Below are 21,046 nucleotides of genomic sequence, written 5' to 3'. Positions count from 1 at the left end.
TTAGGCGAACAACTAAATAGAGGGGAAAGCAGCGCGACGGGGGCCGCGCTGGGGGAAGCTGTGATGCGTTCTGCGGGGATCAGTAAAGCAGGGAATAGAGCTGGCGGCGGTACTTGGCGGCCAGCGCATCGCCGGTGCCGAGTGCAGCCAGAATGTCCATCAGCGTTTTACGTGCAGAACCATTGGCCGCGCCGAGATCTTTCTTCAGCGGTGCCATCAGCAGTTCCAGCGCCTCTTCATTTCGGCCCACCGCGTGCAGTTGCAGGCTGAGCTTAACCGCCAGCTCAACGTTGCCCGGCTCTTGCTGAAGTTGCTGCTGCAATTGCTGGATTTCAGGGGTGTCAGCAGCTTGTTTTAGCAGCTCGATTTGCGCGATAAGCCCCTGATAGCGCGAGTCTTTATCTTGCAGCGGAATAGTCGCCAGCACGGCTTCGGCATCTTCACTGCGGTTGAGCTGAATTTGCACTTCAGCCAGCATCAGGCCGATATCACTGCGCTGCTGGCTGAGCTGCCAGGCCTCTTTTAGCAGCGGCAGGGCGCCTGTCAGATCACCGGCTTGCAGCAACTCTTGGGCCTGCGCCACTTTCAACTCTTCTTCTTTCGGCAACACTTTTTGCAGCAGTTCGCGGATCACCTCTTCCGGCTGCGGGCCTTGGAAACCGTCTACCGGCTGACCATCTTTGAACAGATAAACCGCCGGGATGGAGCGCAGACCGAACTGCTGAGCAATCATCTGTTCGGCGTCACAGTCGACCTTTGCCAGAATCAGCTGACCGGCGTACTCGGTGGCCAGTTTGTCGAGGATTGGCCCCAGCACCAGACAGTGCTGGCTGCGTTCGGACCAGAAGTAAAACATCACCGGAACCGACATGGACTGTTCCAACGTCTGGTGCAGGTTGGTTTCGTTGATAGTAATGATCGAAGGTTGTGCCAGCATAAATCAGTCTCTCTTATCTTGGTGAAGCCCTGTCCCTAGTTGAAACAATGCCGCGCCGAGATTGTGATAAATAATAAGATGTTAAAAGCTAAATGGGGGCACTTGTGCCAGCTTCAACCCCTGCCGCTAGCTATTACCGCGCAGGATTTTATCCAGCACGCGGCCGGGTAACAGGCGGCGCAGCACGGTGATGCCGTGCGCCAGCAGCGTCACCGGATAGCGCAAACGCGCCTTCGGGCTCTCTAAAGCATGGCGCAATTTCGGCAAAACTGCCTCTGGCGTCAGGGTAAAACGCTTGGCGATGCCCGGATTATTCACCGGTTTATCGGCCTGCGACTGATTAACGTTCTGCGTGAAATTGCTGGTCAGCGGGCCGGGTTCAATCAGGCTGACCTGTACCCCCGTGCCGTGTAGCTCCATGCGCAGGGCGTCGGACCACGCCTCCAGCGCGTATTTACTGGCGGCGTAGACCCCGCGCCCCGGCGTGCTGATCAAGCCCATCACCGAACTGGTCTGAATGATGCGACCTTCGCCGTGGGCCAACATGGCGGGCAGCAGCAGCTGGGTGAGCTGATGAGTGCCGAACAGATTGGTGGAAAACTGCTGCTCGAACTGCTCCCGGCTGATGCCGCTTAGCTGCCCGTAAACCCCGTAACCAGCGTTATTGAACAGGCCATACAGGCGATTGCCGGTCAGGGCGATGACTTCCGCGGCGGCGCGCTCGACGCTCTGCTTATCGTCCAAATCCAGCTGAATGGTTTCGAAACCCTGCTGTTGCAGATTCTCAAGATCCTGCGCTTTGCGACAAGCCGCCAGCACGCGATAGCCGCGCTGACGCAAATCGTGCGCGGCAGCCAACCCAATGCCGCTTGAGCAGCCGGTGATCAATACTGCTTTTTGCATAACTTTACCTGTCAGAAGCCCCTATTTTTCAGGACTGTGGTTTACTTAGGGTTTCGGCCTATTTGACCAGCGGCGCGAGTTTGTCCGCCATCCAGTCAGCGATAAATGGCTGAGCCACCTGAGCCGGGTGCAAACCGTCATCCTGCATCCACTCTGGCTTCACGGCGACCTGTTCCATAAAGAAAGGCACCAGCGGGATGTCGTTCTGCTTCGCCAACGCCGGGTAAATGCCATAGAAGGCGTCAGTATAACGGCGTCCGTAGTTCGGCGGCAGGCGGATTTGCATCAGCAGCGGCTCGGCGTTGGCCTGTTTCACCAAGCCGATAATTTGGTTCAGCGTCTGGGAGATTGCCGGTGGCGCAAAACCACGCAGACCGTCGTTAGCCCCCAGCTCAATCAGCACCCAGCGCGGCTGATGCTGTTTCAACAGCGCGGGAAGGCGAGCCAGCCCTTGTGCCGCAGTATCGCCACTAATACTGGCATTAATAATGGTGGGTTTACCTTCTTCTCTCTGCCACTTGTTATTTAGCAGGGTTGGCCAGGATTGGGCAACCGGAAGGCGATAAACCGCGCTTAAACTGTCTCCAACAATCAGTAACTTATCAGCTGCGGTGGCGCGAGCACTCAGCGTTGCAGCGACCAGCATTGATACAAGTAAAAGGAAAGGAAGATGCCAGCGGGAAACGTTCTTGAAGTTCATCATCTTAGTAAACACGTCGGTCAGGGTGAAAGTCAGTTAACCATCCTGTCCGGTGTGGAGCTGGTTGTCAAACCGGCGCAGACCATTGCGCTGATCGGCGAGTCGGGGTCAGGTAAGTCTACCTTGCTGGGTATTTTAGCCGGGCTGGATGATGGTACCGGGGGCGATGTGAAGCTGCTCGGCCAGTCTCTGACCGACATGAATGAAGAGGGCCGCGCCGCGCTGCGCGCCAAAAACGTCGGCTTTGTGTTTCAATCTTTTATGTTGGTGCCGACGCTCAACGCGCTGGAAAACGTCCAGCTTCCGGCCCTGCTGCGCGGTGAGTCTGACGCCAATAGCCGCGCGCAGGCGGTGCAGCTTTTGCAGCAGTTGGGCCTGGGCGAACGCCAGCACCATCTTCCGGCCCAGCTTTCCGGCGGCGAGCAGCAGCGCGTGGCGCTGGCCCGCGCATTTATTGGCAAACCTAAACTGCTGTTTGCCGACGAACCGACCGGCAACCTCGACCGCGCCACCGGCGAGCGCATCGTCGACTTACTCTTCTCACTCAACCGCGACGCGGCAACCACGCTGATTCTGGTGACTCACGACGAGCAACTGGCGGCGCGCTGCCAGCGTCGTTTGCGCCTGCGTGACGGAAAATTGTGGGAGGAAGCATGATTTGGCGCTGGTTTTGGCGAGAGTGGCGCTCGCCTTCGCTATTAATCGTCTGGCTGGCTCTGACGCTGGCGGTGGCCTGCGTGCTGGCCTTGGGCAGCATCAGCGACCGCATGGAAAAGGGGTTGAGTCAGCAAAGCCGTGATTTTATCGCCGCTGACCGCGTGCTGCGTTCCGCCCGGCCAATTACCGAAGCCTGGTTGCAGGACGCCGAGAAGCAGGGGCTGAAAGTCAGCCGCCAGCTCAGCTTCATGACCATGACCTTCGCCGGAGACACGCCGCAACTGGCAGACGTCAAAGCGACGGATCTTGCCTATCCGCTGTACGGCGATTTGCAAACCCAGCCGCCGGGCATGAAGCCTGAGCCGGGCACCGTGCTGGCCGCGCCGCGCCTGATGGCGCTGCTCAATGTGAAAGTGGGCGACAATCTTGAAGTCGGCGATTCAACCTTCAAGATTGCCGGAGAGATTATCCAAGAGCCGGATACCGGCTTTAACCCGTTCCAGACGGCGCCACGCCTGATAATGAACTTGGCGGACGTGCCTAAAACTGGCGCGGTGCAGCCGGGCAGTCGTTTGACCTATCGCTACATGTTTGCCGGTTCGCCGCAGGACATTCAGACCTACGGCGATGCCATCAAGGGCCTGCTGAAGCCCGACCAGCGCTGGTACGGCATGGAAGAGTCTGAGGGCGCGCTGGGCAAATCCTTGCAGCGTTCTCAGCAGTTCTTGCTGCTGTCGGCGCTGCTGACGCTGATGCTGTCGATTGCCGCCGTGGCCGTCGCCATGGGCCATTACTGCCGCAGCCGCTATGACTTGGTGGCGGTGTTGAAAACCCTCGGAGCGGGCCGCCGTTCGCTGCAAAAACTGATTATCGGCCAGTGGGTGGCGGTGTTGCTGCTGGCGGCGGTGTCTGGCAGCGTGATTGGTTTGCTGTTCGAAGCCTTGCTGATGAAGATGCTGACGCCTGTACTGCCTACCGCCTTGCCGCCGTCGGGCGTTTGGCCGTGGATCTGGTCGATGGGCTCTTTGTTGGTGATCTCCCTGCTAGTGGGGGCGCGCCCTTACAAACAGCTGCTGGCGACCCAGCCGCTGCGCGTACTGCGCAATGACGTCGTCGCCAATGTCTGGCCGCTGCGCTGGTTTATTCCTGTGATGCTGCTGATTGTGGTCGGCCTGTTGGCGGCGCTGGTTGGCGGCAGCACCTTGCTGTGGTCACTGCTGGCGGGCGTGGTGGTTCTGTCGCTGCTGCTCGGCGCGATTGGCTGGGGCAGCCTGCTGCTGCTGCGCCGCGTCACCGTCGGCAAGCTGCCGCTGCGGCTGGCTATCAACCGTCTGGTGCGCCAGCCGTGGGTGACGCTCAGCCAGCTGGCGGCTTTCTCCATGTCCTTTATGCTGCTGGCGCTGTTGCTGGTGCTGCGCGGCGACCTGCTCGACCGCTGGGAGCAGCAGTTGCCGCCGGATAGCCCTAACTACTTCCTGCTGAACATCACTAAGGATCAGATCCCGCAGGTGACGGAATTCCTCAACCAGCATCAGACCAAGCCGGAGGAGTTCTACCCGATCGTGCGCGTGCGGCTGACCAAGATTAACCAGCAGGTGTCGACGGATATCATCAAACCGGACGATGCCGCCGGTGAGGCGGTCAACCGCGAGCTTAACCTGACGTGGATGCAAGGCTTGCCGGATCACAACCCGCTGGTGGCCGGAGACGGGCCGCCGAAGGCTGGCGAAGTGTCGATAGATGAAGGGCTGGCGGGGCGTCTGGGCGTGAAGCTTGGCGATACGCTGACCTTCAGCGGCGACACGCAGGACTTCAGCGCCAAAATCACCAGCCTGCGCAAAGTGGACTGGGACAGCCTGCGGCCGAACTTCTACTTTATCTTCCCGCCGGGCGCGCTGGATGCTCAGCCACAAAGCTGGCTGACCAGCTTCCGCTACGAAGGGGACGCCAAGGCGATCACCCAGCTTAACCGCCAGTTCCCGACCCTCAGCCTGCTGGATATCGGCTCGATTCTGAAACAGGTGGGGCAGGTACTTCAGCAGGTGAGCCGCGCGTTGGAAGTCATGGTGATTCTGGTAATGCTGTGCGGCGGATTGCTGCTGCTGGCGCAGATTCAGGTGGGCATGCGCCAGCGCCGTCAGGAGCTGATCGTGTACCGCACGCTGGGAGCCAGTAAGAAGCTGCTGCGCGGCACCCTGTGGTGTGAATTCGCGGTGTTGGGACTGGTCGCGGGGATTGCCGCCGCCGTGGGCGCCGAAGCCGCTCTATGGCTGCTGACGCGCAAAGTGTTTGATTTCCCTTGGGAGCCGAACATGGTGCTGTGGTGGTCGGTGCCGCTCATCAGCGCGATTTTGCTGTCACTGTGTGGCGGTTGGATGGGCGTGAGATTACTGCGGGGAAGGGCGCTGTTCAGAGCTTACGGCAACTGATTTACCGCAACTGACTTACGGCAACTGAACTACGGTAAATAAAAAACGGCTCCCTCAGTCTTGCGGGAGCCGTGCCAATCAGAGCTTCGCCAAGGCCCAGTCAATGCCGCTGGCGTATTCCGCCGGTAACAGCGGAATAAGCGATTTCAGGTTATCTTTCAACAACTCTGCGCTGGCATCATTGAGGTTGAGATGCCCGACTTTGCGCCCGGCGCGCACTTCCTTCTCATACCAATGCAGGTTCACCAGCGGCAGGCTCAGCCACTCGTTGGAGACATCCGTACCAATCAGATTGACCATCACCGACGGCGTGCTGACCACCGGCTTAGGCAGCGGCAGGCCGAGAATGGCGCGTAAATGCATTTCGAATTGGCTGTAGGACGCGCCGTTTTGCGTCCAGTGGCCGCTGTTGTGCACGCGCGGAGCCAGCTCGTTGATCAGCAAACCTTCGCTCACCACGAAGCACTCCATCGCCATCACGCCGACATAGTTCAGCTCGTTGAGGATGGCGGCCAGCATGCTTTCAGCTTGCTGTTGCAGCGCGGCGTCAGGGGTAGGCAGAGCGACACTGGTGCGCAGAATGCCGTCCTGATGCAGGTTGTGAGTTAGGGGGTAGAAGACGGTTTTGCCATCTTGGCCGCGTGCGCCTACCAGTGACACTTCACCCGAAAAGTTAATGCCTTGCTCGACAATGCACTCACCGTAGCAGTCGGCGGGTAGGGTCTGCTCTTCCCCGGCACGCAAGCGCCACTGGCCGCGACCGTCATAGCCGCCGACGCGGCGTTTGACGATGGCTAATTCGCCAAGCTGGGAAAATACCTGTGGCCATTCGGCGGCGTCAGCCAGCAACTGCCAAGGGGCGGTGGCTAAACCGAGTTGGTCGAGTAACTGTTTTTGCGTCAGGCGGTCGGCCAAACGCGGGAAAATATCGCGGTTCACGAAGGCGCTGTGGGTTGCCAACTCGCGAGTTAAGGCGGTTTCAGGCCAGCGCTCGATTTCAGCGGTGATCACGCTCTGCTGAAAAGGCACGGCTTCCGGCTCGGCGTCCAGCCCGACGGGATAGACGGCGATGCCTAAAGGTTCACCGGCCTGACGCAGCATGCGGCCGAGTTGGCCATTTCCGAGTACGCAAACCGGCTTCATGCTTCCTCCCGAGGATCGGGATTGTTCAGCACTTCGTCAGTCTGCGCCTGACGCCATGCGGCGATATCTTTACCAATCTGCGCGTCGTGCAGCGCCAGAATTTGCGCGGCTAGCAGCGCGGCGTTGGCGGCTCCGGCTTTGCCTATAGCCAGCGTACCCACAGGGATACCGCGCGGCATCTGCACAATAGAATAGAGGCTGTCGACGCCACTCAGCGCGGCGCTTTGCACCGGCACGCCAAGCACTGGCACCAGCGTTTTAGCTGCCAGCATACCCGGCAGGTGAGCCGCGCCACCGGCTCCGGCGATAATCACATCAAAACCGTTGGCAGACGCCTGTTCAGCAAAGCTAAACAGCTTGTCTGGCGTGCGGTGAGCAGAAACAACTTCGACATGGAAAGGAATATTCAGCGTCGTGAGGATCTCGGCGGCGAACTGCATGGTCGCCCAGTCACTTTTTGACCCCATAACAATCGCGATTTTGGCTGGGGTAACGTTGGATGACATGTCGGTAATGCTCCTGTGATAATCAGTAAGTAACGCGCAGAGGCCGCAAATCATATCACGCTCAACTGGCAAGGAAAACGGTTGCGTCGCCGGAAACAGTTGGTTTTATGGTGAGAAGTCAGCGCGGGATTTGTATAATCCGTATCGATACGATCCTAAATAAATGAACTGGAAACTGATTTATGACACAGGCTTTGTTGGCTCCGATTTATGATTTTTTGCATTGCGAAACCCCGGCGCGCTGGGTGGACGTGGCGCTGGAGAATCAAGAGATCATGCTGATTGACCACGCCAACTGTGAAAAGAAGGCGGCGGCCACCGCCATGAGCCTGATGACCAAATACGTCGAGCGCACCGAGCTGTTGTTCTGTGCCGCCCGTCTGGCGCGTGAGGAACTGCACCACTTCGAACAGGTGGTGGAGATCATGCAGCAGCGCAATATTCCCTATACCGTGCTGTCGCCGTCGCGCTACGCCAGCGGCATGATCAAGCATTCGCGCCATCACGATGAGCTGAACATTTTGGTGGATAGATTGATTATCGGGGCTTATATCGAAGCGCGTTCATGCGAGCGTTTTGCCAAAATCGCGCCGCATCTCGATGAGACGCTGTCGCGCTTCTACACGTCGTTACTGCGCTCCGAGGCGCGCCATTTCACGGATTATCTGGAACTGGCGCAGCAGTACGCGGGGGAAGATATTAGCGAGCGGGTGCAGTCTTTCGGGCGCGTTGAGGCGGAGTTAATTCTGTCGCCGGACGAGCAGTTCCGCTTCCACAGCGGCGTGCCGGTCTAACCACTACGCATCAGTTTATTCAGAATGGGAAGGTGATCAGCTCGACGCCCTCGGCGGTGACTTTGATCATCGATCCCTCTTCGTGCCATGCGCCCAGCACCGCGCGATGCCCGGTTTTGCCGTCTAGCGGCACATCGTGGACGGCGGGGCGGTGCGTGTGACCGTGGATCATCCACTCGACGCCGTGGCTTTCCATTTCGGAGATCACCGCTTGCGGGTTGACGTCCATCACTTCTAACGATTTTCCGCTATTGGATGCTTTGCTGTTGGCGCGCATTTTGGCGGCAATGGCTAAACGCCACTTGAGGGGCAGGGCGAGGAACAACTTCTGAATCAGCGGGTTATGCACTTTTTTGCGGAACTTCTGGTAAGCCACGTCGTCGGTACACAGGGTGTCGCCGTGCAGAATAAGCACCCGGCGGCCATACAGCTCCAGCACTTTCTTCTCCGGCAATAGCTGCATCAGGCTGGCGCGGGCAAAGCGGCGGCCAACCAGAAAATCACGATTACCGTGGATGAAGAAACAGGGCACGCCTTGCTGATGTAACTCGTTGAGCGCGGAGGCGATTTCGGCGTGAAGCGGTTCGGGATCGTCGTCGCCTATCCAGGCTTCAAACAGGTCGCCGAGGATGTAAAGTGCGTCGGCCTGCGGCGCATCTTCACGTAAAAAACGCAGAAAACCGGCAGTAATTGCCGGTTCTTGTGCGCACAGATGGATATCTGCAATAAAAAACGTTGCCATTAAGACGACGATTATTCGCTAACGGTAACGCTAGTGATGATCACGTCTTCTTGCGGAACGTCCTGGTGCATGCCGCTGCGGCCAGTTTTTACTTTTTTGATTTTCTCAACCACGTCCAGACCGTCGGTGACTTCTGCGAACACGCAGTAACCCCAACCCTGTGCGTTTTCGCCACGGAAGTTTAGGAAGTCGTTGTCAGTGACGTTGATGAAGAACTGCGCGGTAGCTGAATGTGGGTCATTGGTACGGGCCATAGCCAGCGTGCCTTTGGTGTTTTTCAGACCGTTATTCGCTTCGTTTTTAATCGGCGCATCGGTGTTTTTCTGGTTCATGCCTGGCTCAAAACCGCCGCCCTGGATCATGAAACCGTCGATGACACGGTGGAAAATGGTGTTGTTATAGAAGCCTTTACGGCAATAGTTCAGGAAGTTTTCAACGGTAACCGGCGCTTTATCCGCGAAGGTGTTGATAACAATGTCGCCGTGGTTGGTGTGAAAGGTAACCATAATAATCATCCTGCTTATGTTGATGTGTGCTCTCAGTGTGAGCCCCCAATATAGCCTTTTCTTATACCACAACTCAAAAGCAGGCGTCAGCCGCGGGTTTTAGTTGCTCGCTTTACGAACAAGGGTTGCCAGAGAATCGGCTTAGCCCTAACATTAAATGTTACTTTATAACAATGTAACCAAGAGAAAGCCGCTCTGCGGCGGCTTATGCCGTTTCGGTGAAATCATTTTCGTTATATTATGACCACAATTGACGTTTTCTATGCCCAACACACGGAATAGCCTGATGCTTAAGATTTTTAATACCATGAGTCGCCAAAAAGAGGAATTCAAGCCAATTCATGCCGGTAAAGTCGGTATGTACGTGTGTGGGATAACTGTTTACGACCTCTGTCATATTGGTCATGGTCGCACTTTCGTATCATTTGACGTGGTGGCGCGTTACCTGCGTTATGCCGGGTATTCGCTGAAGTATGTGCGTAATATCACCGATATTGACGATAAAATTATCAAACGTGCAGCGGAAAACGGCGAGAGCTTCACCGCGCTGACCGACCGCATGATCGCCGAGATGCACGCCGATTTCGCCGCGCTGGGCATTCTGCCTCCAGACGCAGAGCCGCGCGCCACGGGCCACATCGCTGAAATCATCGACATCGTGCAGAAGCTTATCGATCGCAAACACGCCTACGTGGCCTCTAACGGCGATGTGATGTTCTGGGTGGAAAGCGATGCTGATTACGGCGCGCTTTCCCGTCAGGATCTCGAGCAGCTGCAGGCTGGTGCGCGGGTGGAAGTTGAAGCCAACGTCAAACGCAATCCAATGGATTTCGTGCTGTGGAAGATGTCCAAGCCGGGCGAACCGAGCTGGACTTCTCCGTGGGGCGAAGGCCGTCCGGGCTGGCACATTGAGTGTTCAGCCATGAACTGCAAACAGTTGGGCGAGCATTTTGACATTCACGGTGGCGGTTCTGACCTGATGTTCCCGCACCATGAAAACGAAATCGCCCAGTCTACCTGTGCTCACGACGGCCCGTATGTGAACACATGGATGCACTCCGGCATGGTGATGATTGACCGCGAAAAGATGTCGAAATCGCTGGATAACTTCTTTACCGTGCGCGACGTGCTGAAATATTACGACGCCGAAAGCGTGCGCTACTTCCTGATGTCTGCGCACTATCGTAGCCAGCTGAACTACAGCGAAGACAACCTCAAACTGGCGCGTACCTCGCTGGAGCGTCTCTACACCGCACTGCGCGGCACTGACGCTGCTGCAAAACCTGCCGGTGGCGAAGCCTTCGTGGCGCGCTTCCGTGACGCCATGGATGACGACTTCAACACCCCAGAAGCCTACTCCGTGCTGTTCGACATGGCGCGCGATATTAACCGTCTGAAAGCGGAAGATATCAATGCAGCCAATGGCTTAGCGGCTGAACTGCGTCAGCTGGCTGGCGTGCTGGGCCTGCTTGAGAAAGACCCAGAGCAGTTCCTGCAATCTGGCGCTCAGGCAGACAATGGTGACGAAGTGGCTGAGATTGAAGCACTGATCAAACAGCGTAACGACGCCCGCGCCAGCAAAGATTGGGGGATGGCGGACAAGGCTCGCGATCGTCTTAATGAGATGGGTATTGTGTTGGAAGATGGCCCAGCCGGAACCACCTGGCGCCGCAAATAGGCTATTTACTTGTCATTTTGCCCCTGGGCAATGCTCAAAAATCAAAAAAAGCGCGGTTGGATTTCTCCACCGCGCTTTTTTATTGCCTTAGCCGAGCTTATTCAGCAGAGGCTTTGACTACCAGCTTGCTGCTGGCGAACTCGACCTGTTGGTCGGCGAGAATTTTGCAACGTTTGCGGGTTTCTACCTGCCCGTTGACCTTCACCTGACCTTCGGCGATCACGGCTTTGGCCGCGGCACCGCTTTCACACCAGCCCATAAACTTGAGCAGGTCGCACAGTTCAACGTGCGGGTGTTTTTCGAGATAAAAAGTTTCCATGTATTCCTGACTTATCAATTACAGATTTTTAGTTGGCGCTGATGTCGTGGTATTCCTCACAAGCCTGCAAGGTATTTTGAATCAGCGTCGCGACCGTCATCGGGCCTACGCCGCCCGGCACCGGTGTAATAAATGAAGCGCGCTCGGCGGCGGCATCAAATTCCACATCGCCGACAACTTTACCATTTTCCAGCCGGTTAATACCGACATCCACCACGATTGCGCCCGGTTTTATCCATTCACCCGGAATAAAGCCCGGTTTACCGACGGCAACCACCACCAGATCGGCGTGTTCAACGTGATGACGCAGGTTCTTGGTGAAGCGATGGGTGACGGTGGTGGTGCAGCCCGCCAGCAGTAACTCCATGCTCATTGGACGGCCGACGATGTTGGACGCGCCAATCACCACGGCATTCAGGCCGTAGGTCTCGATACCATAACGCTCGAGCAGAGTCACAATACCGCGCGGGGTGCATGGGCGCAGGGTCGGCGCGCGCTGGCACAGGCGGCCAACGTTATAAGGGTGGAAGCCATCCACGTCTTTGTCTGGACGAATACTTTCCAACACTTTGACGTTATCGATGCCCGCTGGCAGCGGCAGTTGCACCAAAATGCCGTCGATATCGCTGTCGTTATTCAGCTCATCAATCAATTTGAGCAACTCACCTTCGGTGGTGGTCATCGGCAAGTCATAAGAGCGCGACAGGAAGCCCACTTCTTCGCAAGAGCGACGCTTGTTGGCGACATAAATTTGCGAGGCCGGGTTCTCACCCACCAGAACAACGGCTAAGCCCGGAACGCGTTTTCCGGCTGCAATTCGTTGTTTAACTTTTTCCGCAACTTCGCTTCTAACCTGCTGCGCAATCGTTTTACCGTCAATAATCTTTGCTGACATTAGGGAGTAAATCCATCAATGAGTAAATGCAGGGGGATGGCGCTATTTTGGCAGAAGCGAGGGGCGCTGTCAGGCGTTGAATGATCTTCATCGATAAAATAGCCGCAGTTTTGCTACGACTTGTGGCTAAAAAATAGCTATTTTAAGAGGGCACAACATCAAAATAATAAGGATAAAACAAGATGGTACGTAAAGTAGGTATTGTTGGTGCGGGCCATGTCGGCGCCGATGTCGCTTTTTCACTGGTTACACAAGGATTGTGTGACGTCATCGTCCTGCTCGATGAAAACCAGCCCAAGGCCGCGAGTCAGGCATTAGAGCTGCGTGATATGGCCTCGCTGGTCTCTTCGCGGGTAAAAGTCGTGGCGAATGACTATGCCGAGCTGCACGACGCCGACGTGCTGGTGATCGCCGTCGGGCCGAAAACCCTGCTGCGCGAAGACCGGCTGGAAGAGCTGGCCGAGACGCGTGCGGCAGTTCGACAAGTCATTCCGCAGGTGATTGCCAGCGGCTTTGGTGGTGTCATCCTCAACATCACCAATCCGTGCGACGTCATTACGCAAATCATCCAACAGACCAGCGGCTTGCCGCACAGTCAGGTATTTGGCACCGGCACCTCGCTGGACACCGCTCGCATGAAGCGCGTGGTGGGGGAGTTCTTCGGCTTCGACCCAAAAAGCGTGACCGGCTACGTGCTGGGCGAACACGGCGAATCGCAGTTTGTCGCCTGGAGCACCGTACGCCTCGGCGGCCGCCCGGTAGCCGAACTGGCAGGGGATCGCGACGTAGATTGGGCGCAAATGGACGATAGAGTGCGCGGCGGCGGTTGGGATATTCTCCAAGGCAAAGGCTGGACCAGCTTTGGCATCGCCACCGCCACGGCACGGCTGGTGGACGTCATACTGTCGGATGCCAACAGCGTCTATCCCGTGTCGGCGTGGGATGAGAACCTCAAGGTGTATATCGGCCAGCCGGCGGTTATCGGCAAACGCGGCATAGTGCAAACGCTGATGCCAGAACTCACGGCCTATGAAAATATCGCCTACCACGCCTCATCCCGCGTGATTTCCGCCGCCATCAATTCAGAAAAATAGTACTGATTGATTTTGCAGCTAAAAAACGGGCAGAGCGCTGAATGATCGATAAGTTATGGCAAATTGTTCAGTCATTAAGCAGTGAGTTCGAAAGCCATTGACTCACCGCGGTCTGCCCGTATAATCCGAGTCCGCAACGCTCCCATCCGGGACTGCAATGCGCCCTTAGCTCAGTTGGATAGAGCAACGGCCTTCTAAGCCGTAGGTCACAGGTTCGAGCCCTGTAGGGCGTACCATTCAAATCAAAGTGTTACGTCAGCTTCATTCCAACCTGTTTTAACCCAAGTGTCTTATTCGTGTCGTGATCACTAGCTTGTGAATTCAATTTATTGGCGTGCTCGGAAAGAAGACTCAATGAAAATGAGCACTGCAGCCAACGATTTCTACGTTTTCCACCGCGACAATACAATCCGCGAATAAAGGCGTCCTTCAGGCTGCCAAGCCGATCTCCTGTATATTATTGAATTCCCTAACAGGGAGATTCAGCGCAAACATCTTTTTCAATGTCTGTTGGGTAAAGTCTTCAGCTTGTTCTGGGGTGAATCTTTTCACTCTGCCCGGATTGACCTGCAATCTGGCTTTAAACGCGCGGGTAAAGGTCTGTTGTGATTCATAGCCATATTTCATGGCAACCAGCACGATATCTTTCTCTTGGCCAAGCAGGTCGAGTGCGGCGAAATACAATTGTCTTTTGCTGATATAACTGCCGAGCGTCACGCCAGTATATTTTTTAAATATGCGCTGTAGATGCCAGTGCGAATACCCCGAGTATTCGGCGATAGAATGAATGGTCAGCCCCTGAGTAATATTTTCGTCGAGCCAGGTTAAGACATTGGTGACGATGGATAATTGAAACTCTTCTTTATTTGTCATGTTAATCACTACTGTTGGGAGAATTAACCAGCTCCGAACATCGCGAAAGAGGAATAGGCGGCTGAGTTGTTTCGGCCGCCGGGATTTATTGTCATTGAAGACAATTCATTCGCCTCAGAAGGTGTAAAGCACCGCCGCCGAGGTACTCACTTGATTACGCCGAAATACTATCGGGCTGTCTGAAGCATGGTCATTCAGCCAGGTGTAACCGACATTCATCATCGTCGACCAGTGGGGTGTAAAGCGATGGCTCCACGTCAGGTTATTTTCGACGCCGTACAGCCCGCCGCCGGGCTGATAAGGTGCATAGCCGCTGCGCGCACTCTGCTGCTCGCTCACGCCATAAAACGTCTTCATGTAACGGCGATCGCCAAACAGCGCGGCGGATTCAAACGCCAGGGTATCGCTCTCATCCTGCCAAGGCAGTACTGTCACGGAGGTTTGATATTGCACGCCTTGTCCATCAGTCAGGGGCAGTGTCGCCTTGCCCTCTAGCGAAAGCCATGAGGTGGCTTGCCAGCCCACCGCCATCGCAGTATTAAGCGCGGCTTTAATATTGCCCATGCCTTTTAACCTGTCCGACCCATCACGCCAGCTGGAATTTTTATCAGCACGGCCCAACTGATAGCCCAGCGTATGTTCCAGATACAGCCCGTTTTCGCTTTGCAGGTCGTAGCCGATACCTTTGAGTGAATCGAAAAACACGGCGCCTTGGCGTGCCTGAATCACAGGCAATACATCAGTGCGGCGCTTCTCCGAGCCACTGTAAGCCGGTGCGTTTTGCGCCCCAATACCCAAAGTGACGGTGGATTCCGGTGGGCTGGCCTCACTGGCTTGCGCGGTTGTGATGCTGCTCGCAAAGGCAATATAGGCCATAGGCATAATCATTTTTCTGGATATCATTAGGTTTCTCATTCCCACATGTTTGGGGCTCAATAACAGATTAATGGCGCGTTTGATGCAGGAAGTGTGCTGCCTTAGTGTCAATTATCTGCTTGGGTTTTATGAAGAAACTGTCAAGGTCGTTCAAATGCAGAAAAAAAGAGTGCTGATTATCGAGGATGATGCTGACGCCGCCAGCGTGCTTGAGGCTTACCTTAATCGCGAAAATTATGACGTAGCAATTTCCGGCGATGGTTTACGCGGTCTGGATAAGGCCCGCTGCTGGAAGCCTGACATTATCCTGCTGGATGTCATGTTGCCGGGTATGAATGGTACTGAAGTGCTGTCAACGCTGCGCCGTAAAAGCGATACCCCGGTGATCATGATTTCGGCCATGGGGGAGGCGCCGGACCGAATCGGTGCACTGCGTTACGGAGCGGACGACTATGTGGTGAAGCCCTATAACCCCGGTGAGGTGGTGGCGCGGGTTCAGGCTGTGTTAAGGCGGGCTGCGCCACAACATCGCCAAGAGCAGATTTTACGCTGGCAGAGGCTGGAGATTGATATTGAGTCGATGACAGCCAAGGTGACGGATGTTGCGGGAAGTTCAATTGGGCTTGAGCTAACACCCACTGAATTCGCATTGCTAGTGGCGCTAATGCGCGCGCCAACCCGCGCTTTTACCCGCCAAGAGCTACTGGAACGTTGCCTGCCTGACAGCGAGGCGCTGGAGAGAGTGGTGGATACACACGTCTACAACTTACGTAAAAAACTCGAATCGGCAGGGGTTTTTGAGGTGCTGATCAATGTCCGCTCGGTCGGTTATAGGTTCAGGCAACCATGAGGAGTACACAACCGCAGTCCCTCTGGCGCTGGATTTGCGTCCGCATTTTAGCATTAGCTATCAGCTCGGTCGTGCTGATCGCCCTGTGCATGTGGCTAAGCTACGGCATTCTCAATTTCTGGATAATCTCGCATATGTCGCCGGAGGTGCGAGCCGAGTTTGCGTTATTGCGCGACCAGCCGGAATTGAATCCGGCCCGATTCCATCAAATTGTCGATCAGGGCTGGGGCCTACGTTATTCCGAACCCACCATCGCCACCTCGGATTGGGCGATGGTCGGCATTCTGGTTCTGATTGTCATTCCTTTTATTATTGTGCTGGGCCTACGCGCCGCACGGCCTCTCTCGGCGCAGGTCAGCCAACTGGCCAATGCCGCCGGGGCGGTGGCTCGAGGAGAGTTCGGCACGCGAGCCGTGGTGGCGGAAAAGGTGCCGATGGAGCTCATCCGGCTGACAGAGGATTTCAACGTCATGACCCAGCAGCTTGAACGTTATGACCGTGAACTTCGCGCCTCTCACGTGGCCATGGCCCATGAGCTGCGTTCACCTCTGACTGCCGCGATGGGGAGGCTACAGGGCATGATCGACGGGGTTTTTGCCGCCGAGCCTCAGCAGCTTGAGATGGTCATGAAGCAGTTGCAGTATCTCAGCCGACTGTCCGATGAGCTTCTCCTGCTTTCACTGGCAGATGCTGGCCAGCTGAAGCTCAGTAAAAGCGTCACCAATCTGACTGATATTCTGCATGAACGGATTATTTGGCTGAAGCCACAGGCCACGGCAGCAGGCATGGCCATCACGGTTAACGCGCCGGCCCAATGCCGTTATACCGGCGATCCTTTCCGTCTAGGGCAGGTGTTTACCATTCTGATGGAGAATGCTTTGCGCTACGCCGCCGAGGGCGGGCGTCTGGTGATTAACATTGCCAAGAAAGATCAGGGCCACGAAATAACCTTTCGCGATTATGGTCCGGGTGTGCCAGCTGAGTTTTTGCCGACGATTTTCGAACGTTTTACCCGGGCAGATTCATCTCGGGCGCGTCACTCTGGCGGCTGCGGCCTCGGACTTTCCATTGCCCGCGCGATATGTCAGGCGCATGGCGGCACCATTCACGCCAGACAGCTGGAAGCCGGGGGATTGCTTATCTCGATCTTTTTGCCTTCTTTATTACCCTTATCGCCCTGAGAGCCAAGACGGGCAACAATAATTGCCCGTCTTGATACATCCTTGATGAAACATCGCGTAAGTCTGGACACGGCTTGAGTTGAATAGCGTCATCGCCATTCAGGAACCGCGTTATGACGCTGATATTCATCGATTACGCCAGACGGGCATTAGGCCATCTTTTTACCCTGCATCGGCTGCGTCATTTACTGCCATTTCTTATCCTTTTTCCCACTTTTTTCGTGCTGAATTATTACTCGACAAGACTTCGGCTTGGCTTACTGCTGCTCAGGCGGCGAGGGCGGGATAATAGTCGGGATAGCCTGCGGCCCCGAGGTTTTAGAGCAAAACCGTGCTTGCCGGCGAAAGAAACAGGGAAAAAGTGGTAAAGGGTTTTACATGATCCCGATGGTTAATGCTTTATGTAAAATTACTACTATGAATTTTGATATAACCAATCATTTATGCTAAAAAAACTTACCAAAGTAATTCTTTCATCTGAGAAAGGTTCTCAGAGAACACAAACATAGGGATTGAATATGAAACTCATGGCCTTGGCACTGTCTGGAATGATGATGGCTTTTTCTGCTAACTCAATGGCAGCGGGGGATTCTGCTGATATCAGCAAGCTGCCGTTGGAGAAAGTCGCGCCTTACCCGCAGGCAGAAAAGGGGATGGTTCGTCAGGTGATCTACCTGCCGAAACTGGAAAATGAGGATAATTTTAAGGTTGAGCTATTGATCGGTAAAACCCTAGAAGTGGACTGCAATCGTCATATGATGGGCGGCAAGCTGACCAGCAAAACGCTGCAAGGCTGGGGCTATGACTATCTGGTGCTGGAGCAGCTCTCTTCCCCGGCTTCCACCATGATGGCGTGCCCGAACCAGACTAAAACCAAGAAGTTCATCGCCGCGAACCTCGGCGACCAGACCCTCGATCGCTACAACAGCAAACTGCCAATTGTGATTTACACCCCAAAAGATGTGGAAGTGAAGTACCGCGTCTGGACCACGGATAACAATGTGAAGACGGCTGAAGTGAAGTAAGTCGTAGCTGCCATTAAATGAGGGGCTGAAATGCCCCTCGATTGATTATCAACGATAACTCACATCCAGCGCCCCGTAGGCGACCACGGCTTCGGAGCCGTCGCTGCTGGAATCTTGGTTATAATTCCCCGCTTTGAAGTACAGCTCGATGCCTTGCCAGCTCTCTTTTGGATAGCTGAAGGTTTTCTTGCTGGTCTTGCCGTCTGCCGTGGCTTCGACGGTGACTTTTATCTCGCTTTTGCTGCCTTTGGCTTCAATTTTATAGTCGATTTTGTCTTTTAAACGCACGCCGGAGAGCAGGGTGATGCGCTGCTCTTTATCGCCATAATGTGGTTTGACGCCCGCGACGATGTCGCCGTTTTGCCAGCGCAGTTTCAGCAGCTCCGAGCCGCCCGGTTTGTCGCCGTGGATCTGAGCAAAGATGATGGATTTGGTGTCGGGATTTTTGACGATATACACCGAGCCGGTCTGGATGTTAGTGAAGTCGTCGCCGTTGACGAAGTTCTTCTTGGCTCGGAGTTCGACGCGTGGGAACTCGCTGTGCGGCGTAGAGCCAAAGCCCGACGGCGCTCTGAACATCGTCGCGCCCTGCGGAATGGCCGAGTCGCAGCGTTCGGCGTCGGCGCAGTTGCTGTAGAAATAGCTGTTTTTCAGGCTGCTGGTGATCGGCTCTTCATTAGGTTTTTTACTGCTGTCGAAAGCCTGCAAGATATAGGCGTCTTTCAGAATCGGGAAATTTTTACCGGGGGTATTTTGTCCCCCTTCGGCAAAGGCGTTGGCGCTGCTCAGTGCCAGCAACAGGGCGCTGAATAGGGTGCTTTTACGCTGAATCATCCACTGCATTTTTACCGTCATAACTCGCCCTCATCAATCATGCTTTTCCGGTGGGTTCTAGTACTTGAATCAGTAAAGCACTGGCTTATTAAACGAACGCCATTCACCTGGCATTTAGCGCTATTTGTTAGTAACAACCTTTGTCTAATTCTCTTTTTTCCTGGCGTTTATTCCGCCGAAAGCTCTGCTTACAATAACCCGATCCTGTGAAATAAAGTCTTCAAGATCTCTGCCATTTTCTATGCTGTTATAGAGTCAATATCTGCCCTCACTCATTAGGAAATCCATGGATCGTCGTCAGTTTATTGTAGGTTCCGCCGCTGCGATGGTGGCGATACGCACGGGGTCAGCGCTGGCGCGTAAACACCCGGCGTCGGAAGAGGGCGCTCTGGCCGCGCCGCCGTCGGGGCAGTACACCGAAATTGCTTTATGGAAAGGGACGCCGCCGGGTGGCGGAGGGCCGTCTGGCAGTGAAATTCTGTCGGCTAAGGGCGCGCTGAGTAATGTGACTCATCCGTCGCTGCGCGTGTTTCAACCGTCACGCCCGAACGGGATGGCGGTGCTGGTGGCGTCCGGCGGGGGTTATAAGCGTATGGAGATGGGGCAGGAAGCGTGGCCCGCGGCGGACTGGCTGACCCAACTCGGCTACACCGCCTACGTGCTGACTTATCGCCTGCCCAGCGAAGGCTGGAATGATGGCAGCGTGGTGGCTTTGCAGGACGCCCAGCGCGCGCTGCGTATCGTGCGCAGCCGCGAAAAGCACGTCAGCGTGCTCGGCTTCTCTGCGGGCGGACACTTGCTCGGCTTGGCGGCGACGCGCCCGGATTTCCGCTCATACCCGGAGCAGGACGCGCTGGATAGAACCCCGGCCTATGCCGATCGCGCGGCGCTGATTTACCCGATTATCACTCTTGAGAAGCCTTACACCCACACTTCAACCCACAAGATTTTGGTCGGGCCGCGGGCCACGGATCAAGAGAACGCCGAGTGGTCGGTACAGAATTTTGTTACTCCGCGCACGCCGCCAATGTTTTTGGTGCAGGCTGAGGATGATCCCATTTCTGACCCGCATAACACGCTGATTATGGCTGCCGCCTGCGAGCGCGAGCACGTGCCGGTGGATATGCACCGCTACTCCTCCGGCGGTCACGGTTTTGGCATGGGCAAGCCGGGCACGCCAACCGTGGAGTGGCCTGCGCGCTACAAGGCGTGGCTGGAAGCGTAAGGTTTAAGATTCAATTAGGGCAGCCAGGGGCTGCCCTTTTTTATGCGACGAGTATGTTGAAAGCTTAACCCTGATTGCCGCCGACGGTGATGTAATCGGTGTAAATCTGCGGCGCGCCGGAGAACGACGCCAGCTCCTTCCACTCGGTGTACATCTGCTCGGTGTCCTGATGCTCGGCCACGAACTTCAGGGCTTTCTCGGTGGAAACGTCCAAATCCGGGTGGAACGAGTTGAGCGATTCGAGGCTCTCGATGATCAGCATCACCGCGTATTGATCCAGACGATTGCCGCTCTGGCCCTTCAGCATATGGAATTTCCAGCCCGGATAGTCCTCGACGCGATGAATGTTGTCGGTGATGAACTGCTCAAACTGCTGCGGCGAGACGCCCGGCTTTAAGGCCAAGTTGTGAATGCCGACGATGCGCTCGATTTTCTCCTGCCCCGGCACGTTGCGGTAGTTCGGGCCTGCTGGCAGTGAGCTGTTTTGGTTTTCCGCCACCAGACTGTAGTAGGTGTAAATGGTCGGCAGCTCGGCAAAAGTGCCGAAGGTTTTCCACTCGTCAATCAGCTTAGCGGCCTCGGGATGCTGCTGCCAGAAGGCGCGAGCCTCCGCCGTTTGCTCGCCGTTACTGTCGACATAGCGGGCATAGGTGGCGGCATCTTTGGCCTGATAAACCATCAAATATTGGTTCTCGCGCTCGCCGCGCAGCCCGCGCAACAGCGTCCACTGCCAGCCCGGATAGGCTGGAATGTTCACCCCTTTTTGGCGCACGAACTCTTCGAACTGGTCCGAGGCGACGCCTCTCTTCAGGTTGATACCGACATAGTGCAGGGAGAAAACCGGGCTTAATGCTTCATTCATTGAAACGTCCTCTTTAG

The 21,046-nt window shown here is 55.7% G+C and carries 22 protein-coding genes and 1 tRNA gene; 10 read left to right on the top strand and 13 right to left on the bottom strand.

What is annotated here, in order from left to right:
* Nucleotides 1-79 precede the first annotated feature (79 nt).
* From ACT3RT_RS04475 to tesA, 3 genes are all read right to left on the bottom strand, one after another.
* Nucleotides 80-937, bottom strand: a complete 858-nt coding sequence (locus ACT3RT_RS04475; RefSeq protein WP_496202566.1) for a co-chaperone YbbN — start codon at nt 935-937, stop codon at nt 80-82.
* Between the two features lie 126 nt (nt 938-1,063).
* Nucleotides 1,064-1,840: an SDR family oxidoreductase gene (locus ACT3RT_RS04470; RefSeq protein WP_496202565.1), complete on the bottom strand. Its 777-nt coding sequence runs from the start codon at nt 1,838-1,840 to the stop codon at nt 1,064-1,066.
* 58 nt (nt 1,841-1,898) lie between these two features.
* Nucleotides 1,899-2,540 carry a multifunctional acyl-CoA thioesterase I/protease I/lysophospholipase L1 gene (gene tesA / locus ACT3RT_RS04465; RefSeq protein ID WP_396131226.1) on the bottom strand — a complete coding sequence of 214 codons (642 nt, stop codon included), beginning with the start codon at nt 2,538-2,540 and terminating at the stop codon, nt 1,899-1,901.
* Between tesA and ybbA the strand changes: the two genes are divergently transcribed.
* Nucleotides 2,511-3,197: a putative ABC transporter ATP-binding protein YbbA gene (ybbA, locus tag ACT3RT_RS04460; RefSeq protein ID WP_154145576.1), complete on the top strand. Its 687-nt coding sequence runs from the start codon at nt 2,511-2,513 to the stop codon at nt 3,195-3,197. The two genes, tesA and ybbA, sit on opposite strands and share 30 nt — an antisense overlap.
* Entirely contained in the window at nt 3,194-5,626 is a 2,433-nt protein-coding gene (gene ybbP / locus ACT3RT_RS04455; protein ID WP_485903632.1) for a putative ABC transporter permease subunit YbbP, read from the top strand. Before ybbA ends, ybbP begins: the two co-directional genes overlap by 4 nt.
* Nucleotides 5,627-5,704: 78 nt before the next feature.
* Here ybbP and purK read toward each other — a convergent pair whose 3' ends face one another.
* Nucleotides 5,705-6,769: a 5-(carboxyamino)imidazole ribonucleotide synthase gene (gene purK / locus ACT3RT_RS04450; RefSeq protein WP_485903633.1), complete on the bottom strand. Its 1,065-nt coding sequence runs from the start codon at nt 6,767-6,769 to the stop codon at nt 5,705-5,707.
* Complete coding sequence (purE, locus tag ACT3RT_RS04445; protein WP_034792251.1) at nt 6,766-7,275, bottom strand: 5-(carboxyamino)imidazole ribonucleotide mutase; 510 nt, start codon at nt 7,273-7,275, stop codon at nt 6,766-6,768. Before purE ends, purK begins: the two co-directional genes overlap by 4 nt.
* A 182-nt stretch (nt 7,276-7,457) precedes the next feature.
* On the opposite strand from purE, the gene ACT3RT_RS04440 reads away from it, so the two are divergent.
* The gene (locus ACT3RT_RS04440; RefSeq protein ID WP_034792250.1) at nt 7,458-8,069 is read left to right on the top strand and encodes a MiaE family protein; all 612 of its coding nucleotides are present in this window, start codon (nt 7,458-7,460) and stop codon (nt 8,067-8,069) included.
* 19 nt (nt 8,070-8,088) lie between these two features.
* Here ACT3RT_RS04440 and lpxH read toward each other — a convergent pair whose 3' ends face one another.
* Nucleotides 8,089-8,811, bottom strand: coding sequence for a UDP-2,3-diacylglucosamine diphosphatase (lpxH, locus tag ACT3RT_RS04435; RefSeq protein WP_496200616.1), 723 nt, complete (start codon nt 8,809-8,811; stop codon nt 8,089-8,091).
* Nucleotides 8,812-8,822: 11 nt separating this feature from the next.
* Nucleotides 8,823-9,317, bottom strand: a complete 495-nt coding sequence (ppiB, locus tag ACT3RT_RS04430; protein WP_034792247.1) for a peptidylprolyl isomerase B — start codon at nt 9,315-9,317, stop codon at nt 8,823-8,825.
* 286 nt (nt 9,318-9,603) lie between these two features.
* On the opposite strand from ppiB, the gene cysS reads away from it, so the two are divergent.
* Nucleotides 9,604-10,995: a cysteine--tRNA ligase gene (gene cysS / locus ACT3RT_RS04425; RefSeq protein ID WP_496202564.1), complete on the top strand. Its 1,392-nt coding sequence runs from the start codon at nt 9,604-9,606 to the stop codon at nt 10,993-10,995.
* A 97-nt stretch (nt 10,996-11,092) separates the two neighbouring features.
* Here the strand turns inward: cysS and ybcJ are convergent, their stop codons facing one another.
* Both ybcJ and folD read right to left on the bottom strand, forming a co-directional pair.
* Nucleotides 11,093-11,314, bottom strand: coding sequence for a ribosome-associated protein YbcJ (gene ybcJ, locus ACT3RT_RS04420; protein ID WP_034792243.1), 222 nt, complete (start codon nt 11,312-11,314; stop codon nt 11,093-11,095).
* A gap of 28 nt (nt 11,315-11,342) precedes the next feature.
* Nucleotides 11,343-12,209, bottom strand: a complete 867-nt coding sequence (folD, locus tag ACT3RT_RS04415) for a bifunctional methylenetetrahydrofolate dehydrogenase/methenyltetrahydrofolate cyclohydrolase FolD (protein WP_485903639.1) — start codon at nt 12,207-12,209, stop codon at nt 11,343-11,345.
* A 182-nt stretch (nt 12,210-12,391) separates the two neighbouring features.
* Here folD and ACT3RT_RS04410 point away from each other — a divergent pair, with 182 nt between their 5' ends.
* Together ACT3RT_RS04410 and ACT3RT_RS04405 are read left to right on the top strand one after the other, a co-directional pair.
* Nucleotides 12,392-13,303, top strand: coding sequence for an L-lactate dehydrogenase (locus tag ACT3RT_RS04410; RefSeq protein ID WP_353503015.1), 912 nt, complete (start codon nt 12,392-12,394; stop codon nt 13,301-13,303).
* A 159-nt stretch (nt 13,304-13,462) separates the two neighbouring features.
* Nucleotides 13,463-13,539, top strand: a tRNA-Arg gene (locus ACT3RT_RS04405).
* A 193-nt stretch (nt 13,540-13,732) separates the two neighbouring features.
* Here ACT3RT_RS04405 and ACT3RT_RS04400 read toward each other — a convergent pair.
* Together ACT3RT_RS04400 and ACT3RT_RS04395 are read right to left on the bottom strand one after the other, a co-directional pair.
* On the bottom strand, nt 13,733-14,176 hold the full coding sequence (locus tag ACT3RT_RS04400) for a helix-turn-helix domain-containing protein (RefSeq protein WP_396131059.1): 444 nt from the start codon (nt 14,174-14,176) through the stop codon (nt 13,733-13,735).
* A gap of 114 nt (nt 14,177-14,290) precedes the next feature.
* Nucleotides 14,291-15,079 carry a MipA/OmpV family protein gene (locus tag ACT3RT_RS04395; protein ID WP_396131058.1) on the bottom strand — a complete coding sequence of 263 codons (789 nt, stop codon included), beginning with the start codon at nt 15,077-15,079 and terminating at the stop codon, nt 14,291-14,293.
* Nucleotides 15,080-15,206: 127 nt separating this feature from the next.
* On the opposite strand from ACT3RT_RS04395, the gene ACT3RT_RS04390 reads away from it, so the two are divergent.
* The 3 genes from ACT3RT_RS04390 to eco all read left to right on the top strand — a co-directional run bounded on the left by ACT3RT_RS04390 (nt 15,207) and on the right by eco (nt 18,108).
* A complete protein-coding gene (locus tag ACT3RT_RS04390; protein ID WP_396131057.1) occupies nt 15,207-15,902 on the top strand; it encodes a response regulator in 696 nt (231 codons plus the stop codon).
* Nucleotides 15,899-17,083, top strand: coding sequence for an ATP-binding protein (locus tag ACT3RT_RS04385; protein WP_485903643.1), 1,185 nt, complete (start codon nt 15,899-15,901; stop codon nt 17,081-17,083). Before ACT3RT_RS04390 ends, ACT3RT_RS04385 begins: the two co-directional genes overlap by 4 nt.
* Nucleotides 17,084-17,601: 518 nt before the next feature.
* Complete coding sequence (gene eco, locus ACT3RT_RS04380; protein WP_496202563.1) at nt 17,602-18,108, top strand: serine protease inhibitor ecotin; 507 nt, start codon at nt 17,602-17,604, stop codon at nt 18,106-18,108.
* Between the two features lie 48 nt (nt 18,109-18,156).
* Here eco and ACT3RT_RS04375 read toward each other — a convergent pair whose 3' ends face one another.
* A complete protein-coding gene (locus ACT3RT_RS04375) occupies nt 18,157-18,963 on the bottom strand; it encodes a polysaccharide lyase family 7 protein (RefSeq protein WP_496202562.1) in 807 nt (268 codons plus the stop codon).
* Nucleotides 18,964-19,228: 265 nt separating this feature from the next.
* On the opposite strand from ACT3RT_RS04375, the gene ACT3RT_RS04370 reads away from it, so the two are divergent.
* The gene (locus ACT3RT_RS04370; RefSeq protein ID WP_353502975.1) at nt 19,229-20,167 is read left to right on the top strand and encodes an alpha/beta hydrolase; all 939 of its coding nucleotides are present in this window, start codon (nt 19,229-19,231) and stop codon (nt 20,165-20,167) included.
* Between the two features lie 64 nt (nt 20,168-20,231).
* Here the strand turns inward: ACT3RT_RS04370 and ACT3RT_RS04365 are convergent, their stop codons facing one another.
* On the bottom strand, nt 20,232-21,029 hold the full coding sequence (locus ACT3RT_RS04365) for a hypothetical protein (protein WP_496202561.1): 798 nt from the start codon (nt 21,027-21,029) through the stop codon (nt 20,232-20,234).
* Between the last annotated feature and the right edge of the window lie 17 nt (nt 21,030-21,046).

The sequence above is a fragment of the Ewingella sp. AOP9-I1-14 genome, assembly GCF_052375995.1.
In the GTDB taxonomy this organism is placed as follows: Bacteria; Pseudomonadota; Gammaproteobacteria; order Enterobacterales; family Enterobacteriaceae; genus Ewingella; species Ewingella allii.
Note: the sequence above shows the minus strand (reverse complement) of the source record. Positions and strands in the feature narration are given on the sequence as shown.

What these genes read in the sequence shown, in the direction of transcription:
- ACT3RT_RS04475 (WP_496202566.1), bottom strand. Translation starts at nt 937, where the DNA reads ATGCTGGCACAACCTTCGATCATTACTATCAACGAAACCAACCTGCAC.
- ACT3RT_RS04470 (WP_496202565.1), bottom strand. Translation starts at nt 1,840, where the DNA reads ATGCAAAAAGCAGTATTGATCACCGGCTGCTCAAGCGGCATTGGGTTG.
- ybbA (WP_154145576.1), top strand. Translation starts at nt 2,511, where the DNA reads ATGCCAGCGGGAAACGTTCTTGAAGTTCATCATCTTAGTAAACACGTC.
- tesA (WP_396131226.1), bottom strand. Translation starts at nt 2,540, where the DNA reads ATGAACTTCAAGAACGTTTCCCGCTGGCATCTTCCTTTCCTTTTACTT.
- ybbP (WP_485903632.1), top strand. Translation starts at nt 3,194, where the DNA reads ATGATTTGGCGCTGGTTTTGGCGAGAGTGGCGCTCGCCTTCGCTATTA.
- purK (WP_485903633.1), bottom strand. Translation starts at nt 6,769, where the DNA reads ATGAAGCCGGTTTGCGTACTCGGAAATGGCCAACTCGGCCGCATGCTG.
- purE (WP_034792251.1), bottom strand. Translation starts at nt 7,275, where the DNA reads ATGTCATCCAACGTTACCCCAGCCAAAATCGCGATTGTTATGGGGTCA.
- ACT3RT_RS04440 (WP_034792250.1), top strand. Translation starts at nt 7,458, where the DNA reads ATGACACAGGCTTTGTTGGCTCCGATTTATGATTTTTTGCATTGCGAA.
- lpxH (WP_496200616.1), bottom strand. Translation starts at nt 8,811, where the DNA reads ATGGCAACGTTTTTTATTGCAGATATCCATCTGTGCGCACAAGAACCG.
- ppiB (WP_034792247.1), bottom strand. Translation starts at nt 9,317, where the DNA reads ATGGTTACCTTTCACACCAACCACGGCGACATTGTTATCAACACCTTC.
- cysS (WP_496202564.1), top strand. Translation starts at nt 9,604, where the DNA reads ATGCTTAAGATTTTTAATACCATGAGTCGCCAAAAAGAGGAATTCAAG.
- ybcJ (WP_034792243.1), bottom strand. Translation starts at nt 11,314, where the DNA reads ATGGAAACTTTTTATCTCGAAAAACACCCGCACGTTGAACTGTGCGAC.
- folD (WP_485903639.1), bottom strand. Translation starts at nt 12,209, where the DNA reads ATGTCAGCAAAGATTATTGACGGTAAAACGATTGCGCAGCAGGTTAGA.
- ACT3RT_RS04410 (WP_353503015.1), top strand. Translation starts at nt 12,392, where the DNA reads ATGGTACGTAAAGTAGGTATTGTTGGTGCGGGCCATGTCGGCGCCGAT.
- ACT3RT_RS04400 (WP_396131059.1), bottom strand. Translation starts at nt 14,176, where the DNA reads ATGACAAATAAAGAAGAGTTTCAATTATCCATCGTCACCAATGTCTTA.
- ACT3RT_RS04395 (WP_396131058.1), bottom strand. Translation starts at nt 15,079, where the DNA reads ATGATATCCAGAAAAATGATTATGCCTATGGCCTATATTGCCTTTGCG.
- ACT3RT_RS04390 (WP_396131057.1), top strand. Translation starts at nt 15,207, where the DNA reads ATGCAGAAAAAAAGAGTGCTGATTATCGAGGATGATGCTGACGCCGCC.
- ACT3RT_RS04385 (WP_485903643.1), top strand. Translation starts at nt 15,899, where the DNA reads ATGAGGAGTACACAACCGCAGTCCCTCTGGCGCTGGATTTGCGTCCGC.
- eco (WP_496202563.1), top strand. Translation starts at nt 17,602, where the DNA reads ATGAAACTCATGGCCTTGGCACTGTCTGGAATGATGATGGCTTTTTCT.
- ACT3RT_RS04375 (WP_496202562.1), bottom strand. Translation starts at nt 18,963, where the DNA reads ATGACGGTAAAAATGCAGTGGATGATTCAGCGTAAAAGCACCCTATTC.
- ACT3RT_RS04370 (WP_353502975.1), top strand. Translation starts at nt 19,229, where the DNA reads ATGGATCGTCGTCAGTTTATTGTAGGTTCCGCCGCTGCGATGGTGGCG.
- ACT3RT_RS04365 (WP_496202561.1), bottom strand. Translation starts at nt 21,029, where the DNA reads ATGAATGAAGCATTAAGCCCGGTTTTCTCCCTGCACTATGTCGGTATC.